This is a genomic window from Nostoc sp. PCC 7524 (assembly GCF_000316645.1).
GTDB lineage: Bacteria > Cyanobacteriota > Cyanobacteriia > Cyanobacteriales > Nostocaceae > Trichormus.
In genome coordinates this window covers 5620277-5638549 of sequence record NC_019684.1, presented here as the reverse complement: position 1 = coordinate 5638549, position 18273 = coordinate 5620277, and the positions used below count along the sequence as shown (strand labels likewise).

Annotated in this window: 18 protein-coding genes; 15 read left to right on the top strand and 3 right to left on the bottom strand. The window is 40.9% G+C overall.

Annotated features, from left to right (window positions below; translation table 11 throughout):
• Nucleotides 1-242: 242 nt before the first annotated feature.
• From nagZ to NOS7524_RS22935, 3 genes are all read left to right on the top strand, one after another.
• Entirely contained in the window at nucleotides 243-1328 is a 1086-nt protein-coding gene (gene nagZ / locus NOS7524_RS22945; protein ID WP_015140866.1) for a beta-N-acetylhexosaminidase, read from the top strand.
• A gap of 572 nt (nucleotides 1329-1900) precedes the next feature.
• On the top strand, nucleotides 1901-2959 hold the full coding sequence (gene psbA / locus NOS7524_RS22940; protein ID WP_015140865.1) for a photosystem II q(b) protein: 1059 nt from the start codon (nucleotides 1901-1903) through the stop codon (nucleotides 2957-2959).
• 252 nt (nucleotides 2960-3211) lie between these two features.
• A complete protein-coding gene (locus tag NOS7524_RS22935; RefSeq protein WP_015140864.1) occupies nucleotides 3212-4603 on the top strand; it encodes an NAD-dependent malic enzyme in 1392 nt (463 codons plus the stop codon).
• Between the two features lie 155 nt (nucleotides 4604-4758).
• Here the strand turns inward: NOS7524_RS22935 and NOS7524_RS22930 are convergent, their stop codons facing one another.
• The gene (locus tag NOS7524_RS22930; RefSeq protein WP_015140863.1) at nucleotides 4759-5022 is read right to left on the bottom strand and encodes a hypothetical protein; all 264 of its coding nucleotides are present in this window, start codon (nucleotides 5020-5022) and stop codon (nucleotides 4759-4761) included.
• 366 nt (nucleotides 5023-5388) lie between these two features.
• On the opposite strand from NOS7524_RS22930, the gene NOS7524_RS22925 reads away from it, so the two are divergent.
• From NOS7524_RS22925 to NOS7524_RS22905, 5 genes are all read left to right on the top strand, one after another.
• On the top strand, nucleotides 5389-6021 hold the full coding sequence (locus NOS7524_RS22925) for a YybH family protein (protein ID WP_015140862.1): 633 nt from the start codon (nucleotides 5389-5391) through the stop codon (nucleotides 6019-6021).
• A gap of 9 nt (nucleotides 6022-6030) precedes the next feature.
• Nucleotides 6031-7323, top strand: a complete 1293-nt coding sequence (locus tag NOS7524_RS22920) for a glycosyltransferase (RefSeq protein ID WP_015140861.1) — start codon at nucleotides 6031-6033, stop codon at nucleotides 7321-7323.
• Between the two features lie 113 nt (nucleotides 7324-7436).
• Entirely contained in the window at nucleotides 7437-8729 is a 1293-nt protein-coding gene (locus NOS7524_RS22915; protein ID WP_015140860.1) for an AAA family ATPase, read from the top strand.
• Nucleotides 8730-8733: 4 nt separating this feature from the next.
• Entirely contained in the window at nucleotides 8734-9393 is a 660-nt protein-coding gene (locus NOS7524_RS22910; RefSeq protein ID WP_015140859.1) for a DUF4276 family protein, read from the top strand.
• 26 nt (nucleotides 9394-9419) lie between these two features.
• Nucleotides 9420-11126, top strand: coding sequence for an N-acyl-D-amino-acid deacylase family protein (locus NOS7524_RS22905; protein WP_015140858.1), 1707 nt, complete (start codon nucleotides 9420-9422; stop codon nucleotides 11124-11126).
• 27 nt (nucleotides 11127-11153) lie between these two features.
• On the opposite strand, the gene NOS7524_RS22900 is transcribed toward NOS7524_RS22905, so the two are convergent.
• Together NOS7524_RS22900 and NOS7524_RS22895 are read right to left on the bottom strand one after the other, a co-directional pair.
• Nucleotides 11154-11450 carry a type II toxin-antitoxin system RelE/ParE family toxin gene (locus NOS7524_RS22900; protein WP_015140857.1) on the bottom strand — a complete coding sequence of 99 codons (297 nt, stop codon included), beginning with the start codon at nucleotides 11448-11450 and terminating at the stop codon, nucleotides 11154-11156.
• Complete coding sequence (locus NOS7524_RS22895) at nucleotides 11447-11674, bottom strand: addiction module protein (RefSeq protein WP_015140856.1); 228 nt, start codon at nucleotides 11672-11674, stop codon at nucleotides 11447-11449. Before NOS7524_RS22895 ends, NOS7524_RS22900 begins: the two co-directional genes overlap by 4 nt.
• A 241-nt stretch (nucleotides 11675-11915) precedes the next feature.
• Between NOS7524_RS22895 and NOS7524_RS22890 the strand changes: the two genes are divergently transcribed.
• The 7 genes from NOS7524_RS22890 to NOS7524_RS22860 all read left to right on the top strand — a co-directional run bounded on the left by NOS7524_RS22890 (nucleotide 11916) and on the right by NOS7524_RS22860 (nucleotide 18265).
• The gene (locus tag NOS7524_RS22890; RefSeq protein ID WP_015140855.1) at nucleotides 11916-12689 is read left to right on the top strand and encodes a uracil-DNA glycosylase family protein; all 774 of its coding nucleotides are present in this window, start codon (nucleotides 11916-11918) and stop codon (nucleotides 12687-12689) included.
• A gap of 118 nt (nucleotides 12690-12807) precedes the next feature.
• Nucleotides 12808-13389: a Crp/Fnr family transcriptional regulator gene (locus tag NOS7524_RS22885; RefSeq protein WP_015140854.1), complete on the top strand. Its 582-nt coding sequence runs from the start codon at nucleotides 12808-12810 to the stop codon at nucleotides 13387-13389.
• Between the two features lie 68 nt (nucleotides 13390-13457).
• A complete protein-coding gene (locus NOS7524_RS22880; RefSeq protein WP_015140853.1) occupies nucleotides 13458-14426 on the top strand; it encodes a Rieske 2Fe-2S domain-containing protein in 969 nt (322 codons plus the stop codon).
• 132 nt (nucleotides 14427-14558) lie between these two features.
• Nucleotides 14559-14978 (top strand): Mpo1-like protein, encoded by a 420-nt coding sequence (locus NOS7524_RS22875; protein WP_015140852.1) that lies wholly within the window; start codon nucleotides 14559-14561, stop codon nucleotides 14976-14978.
• Nucleotides 14965-16008: an aromatic ring-hydroxylating oxygenase subunit alpha gene (locus NOS7524_RS22870; protein ID WP_015140851.1), complete on the top strand. Its 1044-nt coding sequence runs from the start codon at nucleotides 14965-14967 to the stop codon at nucleotides 16006-16008. The genes NOS7524_RS22875 and NOS7524_RS22870 overlap by 14 nt, the downstream gene beginning before the upstream one ends.
• Before the next feature lie 168 nt (nucleotides 16009-16176).
• Complete coding sequence (locus NOS7524_RS22865) at nucleotides 16177-16923, top strand: hypothetical protein (protein ID WP_015140850.1); 747 nt, start codon at nucleotides 16177-16179, stop codon at nucleotides 16921-16923.
• 232 nt (nucleotides 16924-17155) lie between these two features.
• A complete protein-coding gene (locus tag NOS7524_RS22860) occupies nucleotides 17156-18265 on the top strand; it encodes an aromatic ring-hydroxylating dioxygenase subunit alpha (protein WP_015140849.1) in 1110 nt (369 codons plus the stop codon).
• Nucleotides 18266-18273 lie beyond the last annotated feature (8 nt).

Genomic DNA, 18273 nt, shown 5'->3' with positions numbered 1-18273 from the left:
GTTCTCATTATACGTTGCAATCCGTTACATTTGGCAGTAATTATGCGATCGCTTTGCTAAAAAAACTTCTGCGTAGGGATTGGGGATTGGGGATTGGGGACTGGGGACTGGATAAAAGTTCTACCTACCTCTCTACTCCCTACTCCCTTTAGTTGATGTCACTCACTACTATTGAAAGTTTAGGCTGTGTTCTGTAGGTTAATCATTGAAGTCGTTAGCTACACAATCCCAGGTAAAGTATTATGCCAGTCTTACGGAATCTAGCACGCTTCGGACATCATCTGATTCTTGGCATTTCCGGTACTCAGTTAAGTGATGATGATAAACGCGCACTTAATGAACTCAAACCAATTGGAGTCATCTTTTTTGCCAAAAATTTTCAGGATGGTGTCCCCTATGAAGTATGGCTGCAAAGTTTTCAGCATTTGAGCCAGCAAATCAGAGAATATGCTGAACGCCCTTCCATGTTTTTTACCTTAGATCATGAAGGGGGGCGTGTGGTGCGGACACCTCTACCAATTACCAGATTTCCTCATGCTTTGCTGTTGCGATCGCACGCACGGGAAGTAGCAAAAGCTACGGGTATTGAATTAAAGTCCTTGGGCATTAACTTGTCTTGGTCGCCGGTAGCGGATATTTATTCTAATCCCCAAAATCCCATCATTGGGCCTCGCGCCTTTGGTAGCACGCCGGAAACGGCTACTCAAGCTATCATCGAATATTACCTGGGACTCAAGGAATCAGGAGTTTTGGGGTGCGCCAAGCATTTTCCTGGACATGGAGATACTAATAAGGACTCTCATGTTGAGTTACCAATTCTTAATCTCAGTTTAGAAGACTTACGCATTCGAGAACTCATACCCTTCAAAGCCTTGATTGCGGAACATATTCCCATCATCATGACGGCTCATATTTTGTTTCCGCAAATCGACCCTGATTTACCTGCAACCCTATCAAGAGCTATCCTCAAAAACATTCTGCGGGAAGAATTGGGATTTGAGGGCATAGTAGTATCTGATGACTTGGATATGAAAGCTGTCTCAGATATGTTTATTCAAAGCGGTACAGTGGCGCGGGCGTTTTATGCTGGCTGTGATTTATTTATTGTCTCGCGTAACATCCATTCATCATCTATTGAGCGTACTTATCAAATTGCTGAAGATTTCCTGGAATCTTTAAATAAAGGTACGTTGGCTGAATCTGTGGTAGAAGCAGCTAAAGAGAGAATTGATCAGTTATTAGCAGTCACTCCCCAATATGCTGTACAAATGTTAGATAAAAATACATTAGTGCAGCACGCAGAATTAGCGATCGCTTCTGCTTTTTAGGATATTAAACAGCAAGGTTTAACGGTGTGAGATTTTACAGTTAATTTTGTGTCTCTGAGGTGAAAATTTTTTAACCATAGAGACACCTGACTTTTTACGTCATGTGGAAAAGTCAACGCCAAACCTAACCCCCCAGCCCCCTTCCCTACCAGGGAAGGGGGAGCAATCAAAGCCTCTCTCCTTGCAGGGGAGAGGTACTCTACGAGAAGAGCTTCGCTCTATGGAGAGGGGTTTTCTAGATACCGTGAAAAGTCAGCAGAGACACAAAGGCACAGAGAGAAAATTAAGTCAGCAACAGGTTATTATTACGACTGGTTAGTCAAACTTAATCTAAGTTTATGGAAAAAGATAAATAATTAATGTAAAACCGGACTTATAGAGCCGGGAAAATTCCCCATGATTTTACCATCTCCCTGGGGAAATTAATTAGCAAGATTTTGAGTGTGAGGCAAGTGAGCAGAATCCCGGTGATAGGGGAGAAGGTATTTGGAGAAAGTCTTTAAAAACATCTGATTTCTCAAGTTTTTCAAGTTGAGAAGGATTGTTGTTCGCACTTTATCAATACCATAGCCATGACCTCAATTTCAGAAAGAAGGGAAAGCGGTAGCTTTTGGGATCGTTTCTGTCAATGGATTACTAGCACCGACAATCGGCTATATATTGGCTGGTTTGGGGTGTTGATGATTCCCACATTGTTAACAGCTACCATCTGTTTTGTAATTGCCTTTATTACTGCGCCACCCGTCGATATTGACGGGATTCGGGAACCTGTTTCTGGTTCTTTGTTGTACGGCAATAACATCATTACTGGTGCTGTTGTACCCACATCCAATGCCATTGGTTTGCACTTTTACCCCATTTGGGAAGCGGCATCAATGGATGAATGGCTATACAACGGCGGCCCTTATCAATTGATTATTTTGCATTTCCTCATTGGTATCTTTTGCTGGTTGGGTAGACAATGGGAGTTAAGCTACCGTCTGGGGATGCGTCCTTGGATTTGCGTGGCTTATTCTGCACCTGTAGCTGCTGCAACTTCTGTGTTCTTAATTTACCCCATCGGTCAAGGTAGTTTTTCGGACGGTATGCCTTTGGGGATTAGCGGCACTTTTAATTTCATGTTTGTCTTCCAAGCCGAGCATAACATTCTCATGCACCCATTCCATATGTTTGGTGTGGCGGGGGTGTTCGGTGGGGCGTTGTTCTCTGCCATGCACGGTTCTTTGGTGTCTTCTTCGCTGGTGCGGGAGACAACAGAAGTTGAGTCTGTCAACTACGGTTATAAGTTTGGGCAAGAACAGGAAACTTATAGCATTGTGGCGGCTCACGGTTATTTTGGGCGGTTAATTTGGCAATATGCTAGTTTTAACAACTCTCGTTCTTTGCACTTTTTCTTGGCAGCTTGGCCTGTTGTGGGGATTTGGTTGACGGCTTTGGGGATTAGTACGATGGCGTTTAACTTGAATGGGTTTAACTTTAACCATTCGATACTAGATGCTCATGGACGTGTGATTAATACATGGGCTGATGTGCTGAACCGTGCCAATTTGGGTATAGAGGTGATGCACGAGCGGAATGCTCACAATTTCCCACTAGATTTGGCTGGCGGTGAGGTTGTACCTTTGGGTTAAATAAACGCAGAGGGGCGCGGTGAACCAGCGTTGTAGGAGGGTTTCCCTCCGTAGACGACTGGTGAACCCGTTGGCGTAGCCTCTCGTAGAGAAGGGAGGTAAGCGCAGAGTCGCGCGGAGAAGTTGTTAGGAATTGTTGTAAATTAAAAACGCTCTCTGATTTGGAGGGCGTTTTTTTGAGATTTTAGGTTTCGTCTCGATTTTTACTTAGGAATTCAATATACAATCTAAGATTTCAAATCTCTAATCACAATGACAAATCTAACTCCTAATTCTAGTTTCAGTGTGACGCTGCGGTTGCAGATTCCTAATCGGGTGGGGATGTTGGCGGCGATCGCTCAAGCTATTGCTACTACCGGCGGGAATATCGGTACAATCGATTTAATTGAGCAAACTCGTCACGTTTCAATTCGTGACCTGAATGTTGATGCTGCTAGCACTGAACACGCTGAAACTATTGTGCAAGCTGTTAAGGCTATTCCTGATATTCAGGTGATAAGTGTGTATGATCGCACCTTTAATTTACATCGGGGTGGCAAAATTAGCATTGCTAGCCGTATTCCTCTCAAAAGTGTGTCTGATTTGGCCATGGCTTATACTCCGGGAGTAGGACGGGTGTGTACAGCGATCGCTCAAGACCCCGCAGAGGTTTATAATTTAACTATCAAACAAAATACGGTAGCTATTGTCACCGATGGTAGTGCAGTTTTAGGTTTGGGTAATCTCGGCCCCCATGCAGCTTTACCAGTGATGGAAGGTAAAGCCATGCTGTTCAAGGAATTTGCGGGTATTGATGCCTTTCCTATTTGCTTGAACACCCAAAATACAGATGAGATTATCCAAGCCGTTAAAAATATTGCCCCGGTGTTTGGGGGTGTAAATTTAGAGGATATTGCGGCTCCCCGTTGTTTTGAAATTGAACAGCGATTGCGTCAGGAATTAGACATCCCTGTGTTTCATGATGACCAACATGGTACAGCAATTGTTACCTTAGCAGCATTATTTAACGCTCTGAAATTGATCCAAAAATCCATTGCAGACATCCGCATTGTCATTAACGGTGCTGGTGCGGCTGGGGTAGCGATCGCTCGTCTGTTGCGGAAGGCTGGAGCCGAAAAAATCTGGATGTGCGATTCTAAAGGAATTATCTCGACTACTCGCACCGACTTAAATGAAGAAAAGCAAGAATTTGCTGTCAAAGCTCAAGGTACTCTAGCCGGTGCAGTTCAAGGTGCAGATGTGTTTATTGGGGTGAGTGCGCCAGGAGTGTTAACACCGGAGATGGTGAAATCTATGGCAAAAGATCCGATTGTGTTTGCAATGGCTAACCCCATTCCAGAAATCCAGCCGGAATTAGTTACTAAAGATGTGGCTGTGATTGCTACTGGACGCAGTGACTACCCCAACCAAATTAATAACGTTTTAGCCTTTCCTGGGGTGTTCCGGGGGGCTTTAGATTGTCGGGCGCAAACAATCACTACCACGATGTATCTACAAGCAGCCCATGCGATCGCGGCTTTAGTCAGCCCCTCAGAGTTAAATCGAGAACACATTATTCCTTCTGTGTTTGATGGGCGTGTCGTCACTGCTGTCGCTGCGGCGGTGCAACAAGCAGCCCGCGAAGAAGGGATTGCGCGGAGTTAAGCAATTTTAATATGGGATGGAGCCAGCAGTCCATCCCATATTGAGAGAGTTCTAAGATAGATGGCTTGATTGCCGGGAGTGCGATCGCACTTGCAGCAATTCTTTTCACCCATCAAAAAGGCTAGCTTTCCCCCTTTATGCCTTTGTTGTTGAATCTATCTTAATTCAACATCTTGCTCAAACACTAATATGGAATCATTTACGGTTTTTTTGTATTGAAAACCATAGTCTAACAAGGCTTGTTTCAAAGTTTGTAAATCAGATTCTTTGAGTGTATTCTTATTGGGTGATATCTCAATCGCCTCCTGATTTACTGTAAAATTGAAACAGTTTTTGAATTTCTCATAATCCCAGTTCAACTTTCTAGCTGCATTTAACTCAATCGCAGCTAATGTATGTTCAAATTTGTTCGTCACCATAACTTTATTTCTTGCATTAGCCTTATACCATTCTAACAATCGCCAGAAATAAAAAACTCAAGGTAAATTCTTAATTACTACCTAATTAGGAAGAAAAAATATTTTATAATTCCCCAAAATCTGTCTTTTGGTAAGCATCTAAAATAGACTTATGAAGTAAGAAATTGTATTTAATAATTTGGGATTACTTCCCTACACTACAGTTTTGATCGTAATGACAGATAGGTACATAATACGTAAGTCCCGTTTTTCTCCTAAATTTGACAGAACTTAATACTTGCTTGACGAGATAACAGTTTAAAATCCATCATGTTGGCTAACGTAAAAAAATCACCCATAAGTGTAACTCAAAGTAGAGGTTTTTACATGATGCAACAGAGATGGGCAAACGGATACAGATGCACTCAGCTACTTTGGAGTGTCCTGCTAGTGCTGGCAATTTGGTGTTTACCCCAAGCTGCTTTGGCAGATAACCAACAAGAGATAAATTCAATTCTTAAAACACGAGAAGTAGCCCTAGAAGCCATTAACAACCGCAATTTTTCCAAAATTCAACCATATTTACACCCCAGCTTTACGATTACCACAGTTGACAACCAAGTTTTTCACAAAGTACCTGAATTTGAAAAGTATTGGAATCAGCAATTTTCTAGTTCGATTCAAAATATCAAAATGAATCTCCCAGGCGAAACTGTGAGAACGTTTCTATCTCCAGAGACAGTAGTTTCATCGGGAGAAGCAATCTCTACTTTCTCTTTTAAAGATGGCAAAGCCGCCGATATGGCGATGCGTTGGACAGCAGTGTTGCAAAAACTCCAAGATAAATGGACAATTCAATCGTTGCATTTCTCTTCTAATCTCTTAGATAATCCTGTTTTGAGTGCAGCCCAAGGATTAGGAAAGACTATCGGGATTGCATCCGGAGTAGGCGGTTTCTTACTAGGTGTAGTCACAATGTTAATATTTCGTCGTCAACCCAGCAAAGAAGCAAAAGGGTAGAAAACTACAATGGGAAATACCGATCAGCGAATTCCTACGCGCCGTTTTCAGGCAATCCTAGTAGTAATGCTGATTTGGGGTGCTGTGAGTTTGCTACACTGGCGATCGGAAACACGGTGGTTCATGGTGGGATTAACGACGGTTTTGGCTATCCAAAGCATCCGAATGTTGATGGCTAAACCAGCTACACCAGTCATTACAAGTCTCACTGAACCACCAACAGTCTCAATTTTAGTTGCAGCTAAAAATGAAAGTGCCGTCATTAGCCATCTAGTACATAGTTTATTTCAACTGGATTATCCTCGCGATCGCTTAGATATTTGGGTAGTTGATGATGGTAGTACCGATGCCACACCTGAAATCTTAAGTCAATTACAAATCAAATTTCCCGCACTCCAAGTTTATCGCCGAGAGGAATTAAAAGGTGCTAAATCAGGCGCGTTAAATGCGGTTTTCCCCTACAGCCAAGGAGAGATTATCTTAATTTGTGATGCTGATGCCCAGCTTCCTGTGAATTTCCTGTGGCAAACAGTACCCCTATTTCAAAAACCAAATATTGGTGCGGTGCAAGTACGGAAAGCAATAACCAATGCAGATATCAACTTTTTAACTCGTTGCCAACAAATGGAAATGAATTGTGATAGCTTTCTGCAAACCCATCGCCTTGCTGTAGGTGGAATGTCTGAGTTGCGCGGCAATGGTATGTTAGTGCGGCGGGAACTTTTAGAAAAGTGCCAAGGTTGGAATGAGAACACTGTCACCGATGATTTAGATTTGTGTTTTCGGATTTATTTAGCTGGAGCTGAAATTGAATTTTTACCCAGTCCATCCATTCAAGAAGAAGGTGTAACTAATTGGATAAATCTTTGGCATCAACGCCGCCGTTGGGCTGAAGGTGGTTATCAGCGTTTCCTTGATTATTTTCCGCAAATTTTTACTTTGGGTTGGGCGAAAGAAATTGATTTAATATTATTTTTTCTCTTGCAATTTATCCTCCCAATTGGACTGATTCCTGATTTACTGTGGACAATTATTTATAGAGATACCCCAGTTTTATTACCACTGCAAACGCTACTGAGTCTCATTCTGACAGTGGCTTTGATGGCTGGAATTTATCAGTATCAAAATTTACGTGGTTGGGGTTTGTTGTGGTCAACCATTCAAGGTTCTGTGTATATGGTGCATTGGATTCCGGTGATGATTGTGACTACTTTTAAGATGTGTGTGCAGAACAGGCGATCGCGCTGGGTAAAAACTGAGCATAGTGGTATAACTTCTCGCTATAATTATGATAAAAAATAAATTACAATGTTGTGTACAATTAAATCAAATAACAGATGATAAAAACAAAATTCATAAATTATGAGAGTAATTAATATTGATAGGATGATTATGAGTTGATCAGAGAGGAATAAATGTCGAAAGTAGAAGGATTTAGAGTTAGAAATTACAGAGTTCTTCGCGATATAACTTTAGGGAAGTTATGGAATACACAGAATGCCAAGCCACTAGCACCAATGACGGCAGTCATCGGTAAGAATGGAGTAGGAAAAAGTACGATTTTCGACACTTTTGGCTTTCTTGCAGACTGCTTAAAAAATGGTGTAGAGGAAGCGTGTGATTCTCGTGGTCGTGGTGGTTTTGAGAGGATTCGTTCACAAGGACGAGAAGGAAGTATCGAGTTTGATATCTATTATAAAGAGCATCGTAATGCTAGACCGATTACGTATGAGTTAGCCATAGATATTGACACATATGGAAGACCTTATGTCAAACGGGAAAGACTTAGACAACGAAGAAAGGGACAAGATAAGGGAAAACCTTTCTCTTTCCTAATTCTCAATGAAGGTAGAGGAGTCGCGTGGAAAGGGGAACAAGGCGGTAAACAATTTGAAGAGGAGGAAGGGAATTTAAATTTGTCAAATTTAATAGAAAAAATTCAAAGAGGTGAAGCAGAAGAAGAAAGTAAAGAAACGGAGATAGTCGAACTTGACGATAAGCGAAAACTGGGAATCGCCACTTTGGGTTCACTGAAACAACACCCAAGAATTTCTATGTTTCGTAGATTTATTGAAGGATGGTATTTAAGCTATTTTACGCCTGATGCGGCAAGAAGTTTACCTCTAGCTGGTCCACAAAAACATCTGAATATTCATGGAGATAATCTGGGTAATGTAGTTCAGTTTATGGAGAGAGAACATCCTCAAAAGTTTAAATCCATACTAGACAAGATATCTAGTAAAATTCCAGGTATTAATAAGATTAGCACTGAAAAAAGCCCAGACGGCAGACTCCTGCTTCGTTTCAATGACAAGGGGTTTCAAGACCCGTTTTATGCTCAACAAATGTCAGATGGTACACTTAAAGTATTCGCCTATCTCCTGCTTTTAGAAGACCCATCACCACCACCTTTTTTGTGCATTGAAGAGCCAGAAAATGGACTTTATCATAAACTTCTAGAAACCCTAGCGCGCGAGTTTCGAGAACACGCCACAAGTCAAAAAGGTGGTTCACAAATATTTGTCACAACGCATCAACCATATTTTGTAGATGCCCTTGAACCTGAAGAAGTTTGGGTTCTGGAAAAGGGTGAAGATGGATTTGCAAAAATTAGGCGGGCTAGTGAAGATCCTCTGATCAATAACCTTGTTTCTGAAGGCTTACCTCTTGGTGGACTTTGGTACAGTGACTATTTAGATGCAAGGTAGGTATATGCACTTTGAGATCCTAGTTGAGGATATTTCAAGTAAAAAGGCTCTTGACATTCTTGTCCCAAAAATTCTAAATACCGAACAACATACATTTAATATTCATGCTTACAAAGGAATAGGACATATTCCTAAAAATTTAAAATCTAACTCTGATCCCCAAAAACGAATTTTACTCGACCAACTGCCAAGACTTATTAGAGGCTATGGTAATACATTTGCCAGTTATCCCTCTGATTATCAGGCTGTTTTGATTGTCATTTGTGACCTTGATGACCGATGCCTTAGTAGTTTTCGGAAAGAATTACTTGAGATACTAAATTCTTGTCATCCTCAGCCAAAAACACAATTTTGTATCGCTATTGAGGAAGGAGAAGCATGGTACTTGGGTGATTTAGCAGCCGTGAAAAATGCTTATCCGAGTGCGAAAGAAGCCGTTCTCAATTCTTACACAAATGATGAGATTTGTGGTACATGGGAAAAGTTAGCTGATGCACTATATTCTGGTGGTTGTCACAAGTTGTCTAAGCTTGGTTATCAAGTAATCGGAAAAGAAAAGGCAACTTGGGCAGAAAGAATATCTCCTTTGATGGATATTGACAACAATCAATCACCAAGTTTCTGCTATTTTCGAGATAAACTTAGGCTGTTTAGTGGACAGTAGAATGATCACAAATAAACTAAAAAGTCATGTTAGATTTATTAATTCAAAATGGGTTAATTTTTGATGGTTTAGGATCTGTACCTGTGCGGGGAGATGTCGGGATTCAAAATGGACAGATTGTCACCATTGCACCATCATTAAATATCCCAGCGCGTGAGGTGGTTGATGCTTCTGGGTTGTGGGTGACACCAGGATTCATTGATATTCATACGCACTATGATTTAGAAGTAGAAATTGCGCCGGGACTGGGTGAATCTGTGCGTCATGGTGTGACTAGCGTTGTTATTGGCAATTGTAGTTTGTCGATCGCAATCGGTGAACCCCAAATGCTAGCTGATATTTTTCAAAGGGTGGAGACGCTTTCCCATCGGTTAATTGCCAAATGGTTGCAAACATCGGTTTCTTGGCAGACTCCAGCCGAGTATTTACAGCATTTGCAGCAGTTACCGTTGGGGGCGAATATTGCACCTTTGCTTGGACATAGTGCCTTACGCGCTGAGGTGATGGGATTAGAACGCAGTTTAAAGGTTCAGCCTAGCAAATTCGAGCTAAATGTTATGCAGCGCATTGCCGCCGATGCTTTAGATGCAGGCTTTGTAGGGGTTTCTATTGATATGTTTCCTTGGCATCGTATGAGTGGAGAATGGCGGGGTTACACAATTCCCTCACAACACGCCAAGTTTAAAGAATATGCGATGTTGGCGGATTTGTGTAGAAGGCGCGATCGCGTTTTTCAAGTCACCCCCAATTTACAACGCCTAGCTTCCTTTCTCGATATTCTGCGGATGGGTGTAGGCATAGGTAAACGTCCACTCAGGTTAACTGTCCTCTCTGCTTTAGATGCCGTCCATGATCGCAACCTCTGGAAAGTATTTTCCCCGATTCTGAACATCTGGAATCATTTACTGGGTGGGAATGTACGCTTTCAAACCTTGACTGAACCCTTCACCATTTACTCGGATGGTTGTGTCACACCCTTATTTGAAGAATTTTCCACAGGCGCACAACTCAATGGCTGTGATTCCCGACAGGAAAGACAAAAATTATGGCAATCTCCAGGTTTTCGCCGCCAATTTCGTCAAGAATGGCTGAATAAAAGGCGGAAATCATTTCATCGTGACTTAGATTTGATGGAAGTTGTACAGTCTCCCCAAGCGAGTTGGGAGGGCTTGAGTTTTGCGGAAATTGCCCGTCAACACCAACAAGAACCCATAGATTTCTTTATCGAAGCTTTACAGGAATACGATACAGATTTACGCTGGGTAGCGACAGGGGCAAATGACCGCTTACAACCCCGTTTAGCATTAATGCAGCATCCCTATATTTTACCAGGATTTACGGATGCTGGCGCACACGTCCGTAATCTCGGCTACTATGATGGAGCTTTGTCTCTACTTAAACAAGCAGTTACTACCAAGTTTATGTCACCGGAGGCTGCGATTTATCGCGTTACGGGAGAACCCGCCCAATGGTTTCGCCTAGATACAGGAGTTTTGAAAGTTGGCGCGAAAGCCGATATCGTTTTACTTGATCCCAGTGCTTTAAATCAGCCCATCAGCCCCCAAATGGAAATATTAGATCCGGTTTTGGATGGTGAACCCCGGATGGTGAAGCGTGGTTCAGATGAGATTGTCACCACAGTGTATATTAATGGGGTACAGGTGGTTGATCAAGGAAAAGTGAGCGATCGCTTGGGATGTGAAAAATTGGGAACTGTTTTATCTCCATGTTAATTAGGATAGTATTTATTCACAGTTTGATTAGATTCTCCCTAACCATTGTTTCGGATCACGTTTTGCATGGAAGCAAGCAATTACAGAAACTGTATCTTGGTCAAAAACGTAGAGAATTATGTATGGAAATCGACGAATTAATGCTCTTCTAACCTGTTTGTAAATGACTTGGTAAGCCAGAGGGTTTCGTCCAATTCCCGACAAACAAACATCAACAGCACGGACAAATTCAGAACCCAAACCTAGATTTTGAGATTCGTACCACTCAAATACATCCTGAATATCGTATTCTGCTTCTGGTTGGATAATCAGGTTATACGTCATTGGGAGAAGCCTAAACGTTTTTTAACATCTTCCCAACTAGAACCGTTTGTGGGGTTTCTATGGTAATTTTCTAAGCGTCGATCTAGTTCTTGTTTTTGTGCTTCAGTTAACGGTAGTTCTTCTGGCTTATCTAAGATACTGTCCCATAAATCTTCAGCAAGTTGAATACGTTCTGCAACGCTGAGTTCAGAAATGTCAACTTTCAAGAGGGGATGGACACTCATAAGTACAGAGTTAGGTTTTAGCTTTTATTTATCTTACAACATTGTGATTTGAGGGAAAGAGAAGATAGTTAGCGATTATGCTGGAATGTGAGTAAAATATTTTACCCTGTGTCTAATTCTGGTTAGTCTGTTTTTAGCGGCATTGGTCTTTATCCGTAGCTTAATGTCTATGTTTTAATCTCAATCTACTTAAAGATTGTGGGAACTATATTAATGGTGTGTTGATATAGTTACTACATTTATGCCAAATTACTTGTTTTCCCAGTTTAAAGCCAAAGAATTTGCAGCTTTGCATCAAGAGTTATCTAAAGTTTTTGATATTTCCCAATGCCAACTACAATCTCTCTATGAGGTAATGCAGCAAGAATTTGAATTGGAAGGTTATCCCGAACATACTCTAATCAGAAATATTTTTCACTCTCACAATTCAAGCTTTCAAAAACGCTACGAGGAAGCTTTAGTTGTTGGGGTAGATATTCCCAGCATCCTGGAAAAAGACAACAATATTTTAAACAAGAAAACAGTGGCTATCATTGGACAAGACCCTTTACGACACAGTGATACAAGAGTAGAAGAAATTTCTATTGCAACGCCCTACGCTTTACACTTGAAAAATTGCCGGGAAAAGTTGCATACTACAAGGCGATATTTCGATTTGATTAAAATCTTGCTAGACGAAGGATACAGAGTCTACCTCACCGATATTTTTAAAGTATTTGTCAGTAAGGAGGATTGCGATCGCCGTCTTCCTCTGACAAAACAAGATCATACTCGTTTCATTCAAGTGCTGAAGGCGGAGTTAGAAATTTTCAAGCCAATAGCGGTAATTACATGGGGGCAAGAAGCAAGGATAGGCGTTAGCAGTATAAAATTACAACACAAACACCTTGTATTTCCTCATCCCAGTGGTGCAGCAAATGGTACTTGGCGTAAACTCATAAGTAAACCAGTAACACGAGAGAATCGTATTAATTTCTGGAGAGAAACCGTTTTTGCAGAACTATCGGAGTTATAAATAAAGCGTATGCTCTTAATAATCAAATTTTAGCATATATTGACTCATGTTAAACTATTAAAAATATAAGACTTCACAATAAATGTGGGTGCTTTGTTTATTGAAAAATGGTTTTTAAATGTATGAGTCGTTTTTTGCATTCATCCAGCAGCTTTTTCCAGATTTCAAAATTGATTTTGTACTTCTGAAATCTCTTCTAAAGTCTAGGAAGTTATGCAGAGGGGAGTTCTTATTTCAACAAGGTGAAATCTGTGAATTTGTGGGTTTTACTCTTAAAGGTTGTCTCAGGACTTTTGTATTAAAAGAAGCAAAAGAGTACACGCTTTTCTTTCACGTTGAACGACAGACATTGGGAGATTATGAGAGTTTTCAAAAGCGTCAACCTACTCGCTTTACAGTTCAAGCTGTTGAAGATTCAGAAGTGATTATCTTTGACCATAAGATAATGCAATTTTTTGAAACTACTCCCCAAGGGCAAAGATTTTTAAGGCTTGTTGCGGAGGATTTGGCGTTTCTACTGCGAGACAAAGTTTTATCTCTGTTTTTAGATACTCCTGAAGAAAGATATATCAATCTGCTACAAAATGAGCCGGAACTATTGCAGCGTATTCCCCAATATTACCTGGCATCTTATTTAGGAATTGAACCGCAATCTCTCAGTCGCTTAAAGCGAAGAGTCTACGAAAAAACCTTTTCTTAACCAAGGTGAATGCAATAAGCAAAGTCAACAGGTAGGTTAAAAATCAAACAGTATTGGAGAGTATCTGAATGAAGCCTATCCTTCCTGGCGCACCTTGGCTAATCGCTCATCGCTCAATGTTAGGAGTCAACAAACCTTACAAATTTACCCTCAATGGGCAGGATTATGTACTTTGGCAAAACCGTGAAGGGGAGATTTCTGCATTGGAAAATGTCTGTCCTCATATGCAAGCTCCGCTCTCAAATGGCTGGATTTGTGAAGCTAGCAATTCGATTCAATGCCCTTTTCATGCGCTGGAATTTGATGGAGAAGGAAGACTTGTAAAAGATGGTAAAGCTAAAGGAGAACCTATCGCCAACAAGTTAAATCTAGTGGTTCAAGGCGATTTCATCTGGACTTATGGAGGGAATGAACCACGTTTACCGATTCCTGATCTCATTTCTGAGCGATCGCAAGGACTGCGTTTTCTAGGGGTTGTGGGTTGCACCAGTATCCCGGCTGCATTTCTGAATTCCATCAAAATCAACTATGACTTTAATCATCAAAATGGCGTTCATCGAGAGATTTTTAGAATTCGAGAGAACCCAGTTGAATCATTTGAGCCGAACGGATTTGAGGCTAGAGTTGTGCAAACTTTCCTCAGAGAAAGGAATTCTTTCAGCGAGATTCTGAAAAACCCATCATTGCTGACTCTACCCCAACAAATCAAAAACGAGTTGGAGTATTCTTTTCCTTCCACCACTTTATTTAAAGCCCAACTCCCCCTCGGCGAAATTTTACAATTTTTTATCCTTTACCCGGAAAGTGAGCATCAAACGCGAACCTTTGTGCTTTGTTATGGAAATTTGCACAGTCCCCTTTTCCACATCCCCGGATTCAGGAATGCGCTGGAGCGATCGCTGTTATCATCTATAGCTAAAGTGGTTGAACAAGATTCTGGAGCAGTTGCAAGTTTGTACCCACCACAAAAACCAAAGATTCGCCTGCCAAAAGAGGAAATCTTATTTTATGTTGAGAAACTATACCATGAGTGGTGATGAAGATTATGATTTAGCTGTGTAAGCTAAAAACCCCATACAATTATTAATATGTATGGGGTCAGAAAATAGCTTACTTGATATCAGTATGGTGTAAATATTATTGATTAGCAGTTTTTAAAATAGTTTTTTATGGATAAAACTAATTCTGATTCCCGACAAAAGTTGAGAAATCGAATTAATCATCAAATTTTGGAGCATCCTTTTACAGATTATTGGGATATTTTTGTTCTTAAACATCAACATCCTATTAATATTTCTCTCCATATTGTTGGGATATTCTTCTTTTATGCTTTACTGTTTGCTGTTTGGAAATTACATAACTTTTGGTTGCTCTTGGGATTACCTTTAACTCAGTTAATTGGATTAACTGGACATTTATTATTTGAGCGTAGCCACATAGATTTACAAGATGCTGTATTTTCTTGGCGAGCTTCTTACTGTTTAGGTAAAATGCTCATCAGGGTTTTAATGGGGAAATATCAAGATGATATTCACCAAAGACAAGAGATATTAAACAATTATCAGTCTAAGAATTATGCAAATCTTTAATAACTGGAATATTGTTGCTAAGGGTTGGTATATTGCCTGTCCTAGCCGTGAATTACGCCACACCACAGCTAAATCTATAGAAATTTGTGGACAAAAAATTGTGATTTTTCGGGGTGAAGATGGTCGAGTACGGGCTTTAGATGCTTACTGTCCACATCTGGGAACAGATTTAGGTATTGGTCATGTTGACGGGAATTGGATTCGCTGTGCATTTCATCATTGGGCATTTGATGAGACAGGAATGTGTCAAAATATTCCCTGTCAAATAGAGATTCCGGCTAAAGCTAAAGTACAAGCTTATGCAATATCTGAAAAGTATGGCTTTATTTGGATTTATCCTGATACTGAAGCACCGGAAAATGTAGCTGATTTTGATGAATTGTTGGGTAAAGAAATTGTCACCCAAGCTGACACTCCATTTGAAAGAAGTTGCCATCATCATATTTGTATGATGAATGGGATTGACGCGCAACATTTAAGAACAATTCATCGTTTAGATATCAAAATGGATTTGTCCCTACATCGCAATCAATTAGGTACACAAATTGACTTTACAATGAAGGGAAATTTTCCTAGTTCAACTTGGAGAGAAAGATTAGGTCAAAAATTTCTGGGTGCTACTTATGAATATTCCATGCGATATGCTCATGGTTGTATCGGCTTGTTAACAATGATGAAAAATGTCAAACTCTTTCCGCCATTACACATGATATATGCTTACACTCCCATTGCACCTGGAAGAACACGGATTCAACCGATTTATGTGGCAGAAAAACGGCGAGGAATAGGAGGATATCTAATTAGTCAGTTTTTACTTTTTTGTACTCGTTTAGCTTACTATATGCTCAGAGATGAGGACGGTAAAATTTACGATAATATTCAATTTCATCCCAAGTTACTGCTAAGAATTGATCAACCATTGGCGCAGTATATGGAGTATGTGAATCAGCTAGAACCATCTAAATGGTCAAGAAATTTGGGAGAAATTAATAATTCAAAATATTTTACTGTAAACAAGGTAGAAAGTTAAAAATAAAGTTAATAAAAGTTAATTTTTAGATGCGCTATGTGAGAATGCTTATGCTCTTTGATGTATCCATTCTCGCATCTGTCACATGACACCGTAATTTCACCGTTTGGCTCGATAACGTGTTAATTATAAACATCCCACAAACCGAGTTTAGGTAATTGCCGAATAATGAAGAATTGGCTAGTCCCTGTTCAAAAGCTGCAAGCAAGCGATCGCATCGCCATGTATGCGTTACTAAACAATCACTTTCAAGGTGTCACATGGGAAGGATTCCAGGCTGATTTAGAACGCAAAAACTGGGTGTTGCTGTTGAGAGAAGAAATCACAAACACCCTCAAAGGGTTTTCTACCCTGATGTTACGTCAGACAAATTTTGCTGGAGAACGCATTAGTGTAGTCTATTCCGGTGATACGATTGTTGATCCCAGTGCTTGGTCGAGTACAGCCCTACCACGCACCTGGATTGCTGCTGTAAATTTTCTGCGTCAATACTATGCGGATAATAAACTTTACTGGCTGCTAATTTGCTCCGGTTTTCGTACCTACCGCTTTCTCCCCACCTTTTGGCAAGAGTTCTATCCCCGCTACGATACCGCTACACCCTCTGATATCGCAAATCTTATAACAAATCTGGCACAGGAATACTACGGTGAGTGTTATCAAGAAGCAACTGGTATTGTTCGCTTCCCCAATCCTCAAATTCTGCGTGAGGGTTTAATTGAAATCCCCACAGGACGACAGACGAATCCCCATATCAAATTCTTTGAAGAAACAAACCCAGGCTATCGTCTAGGCGATGAATTGGTTTGTTTAACTGAAATCAGTTATGAAAATCTCACCCACGCTGGACAACGGATGTGGCAGTCAGAATCGTTGTTAGAATTTGTCCATGATAGGGGTGTAGGGGCGAAATAAAATCAAAAGTCAAAAGGCAAAAGTCAAAAGTAAGAGGATGTTAATTTTGAATTTTGAATTTCCCATAGGGGTGTAGCGGAAGAAAGAGTTTTTTATTCTTTGTTCCTTTGCGTCTTTGCGCCTACCCTGCGGGAACGCCAGAGGCGGTATGCGTGAGAAAAATTCATATTCTCAATCAGCAACGCCTTTAATTAACTAAACAACAGTCTCCAATCCCCAGTCCCCATTGCTTATGTCTTCTACCAGCCAACACGCAAACTTTAACAATTCTACCCAATTCATAGCCGGATGGTATTGGACATTACCATCCAAACAATTAAAAGTTGGCAAGGTAAAAGCTGTCACACTACTGGGGAGAAACCTCGCAATTTATCGCGGAGTTAGTGGTCAAGTGGTGGCGGTAGATGCTTATTGTCCTCACATGGGGGCGCATTTAGCGGAGGGTAAAGTAGAAGGTGATGGGATTCGCTGCTTTTTCCATAATTGGAAGTATAGCGATCGCGGAATTTGTGTAGATGTACCTTCTCAGGGAAAACCCTTGCCAGTCTGTATCAAAACTTGGCAGATAACCGAAAAGTACGGTTTAATTTGGGTGTGGGTAGGAGAAGAACAACCTACCGCGTTACCTTTCGTCCCAGAACTGGAAGAGGTAGAGTGTGATTATCTGTTGGGAACTCGGTTTGTGAAAAACTGCCATCCCAATGTCTTACTGATTAATGCGATCGATGCTCATCACTTTAATACAGTACACAATTTACCCTTAGAGATTGTATTTGATTGTCAAAACCTCAACGCCAACGCTATTACATTCAGCAACACCACACGAGGCGGAGATGATTCCTGGTTGATTCGCCTGATTCGCCCTCTATACCGCAACGAAGTTACTTATAGTATGTGTTATTGGTATGGCAGCACTGGGACTGTCACACTGGGGCCAGATTTTCTGCACTTTTACATCATATTTGCACTGCGAATGATTGAAGGTGGCAAAACCGAAGGACAAACAATCTTAGTCACTCCCAAGCGTCGGGGATGGTGGGGATGGGTTGTCAATCGTGGCTTGCTGTGGTTAACTCAGCAAGTTGGTAATTACTTCGCCAAAGGTGATACACAGGTATTTCAGACAATTAAGTTTGATTTGAAGACTCCCACCAAAGCTGATCATTCTATTTTGCAATTTATCCAACACGTTAATCAGCAACAAGCTTTAACTTGGGGAACTTGGGAAACTGTTTCTGCAACAGAGACGGTAGAACATCAATTTAGTCATAAAAACCTAACCCCCCAACCCCCTTCCCTACAAGGGAATGGGGAGCAAAACTCTCCTCTTTTTGCAGGGTAAGGGTTCTA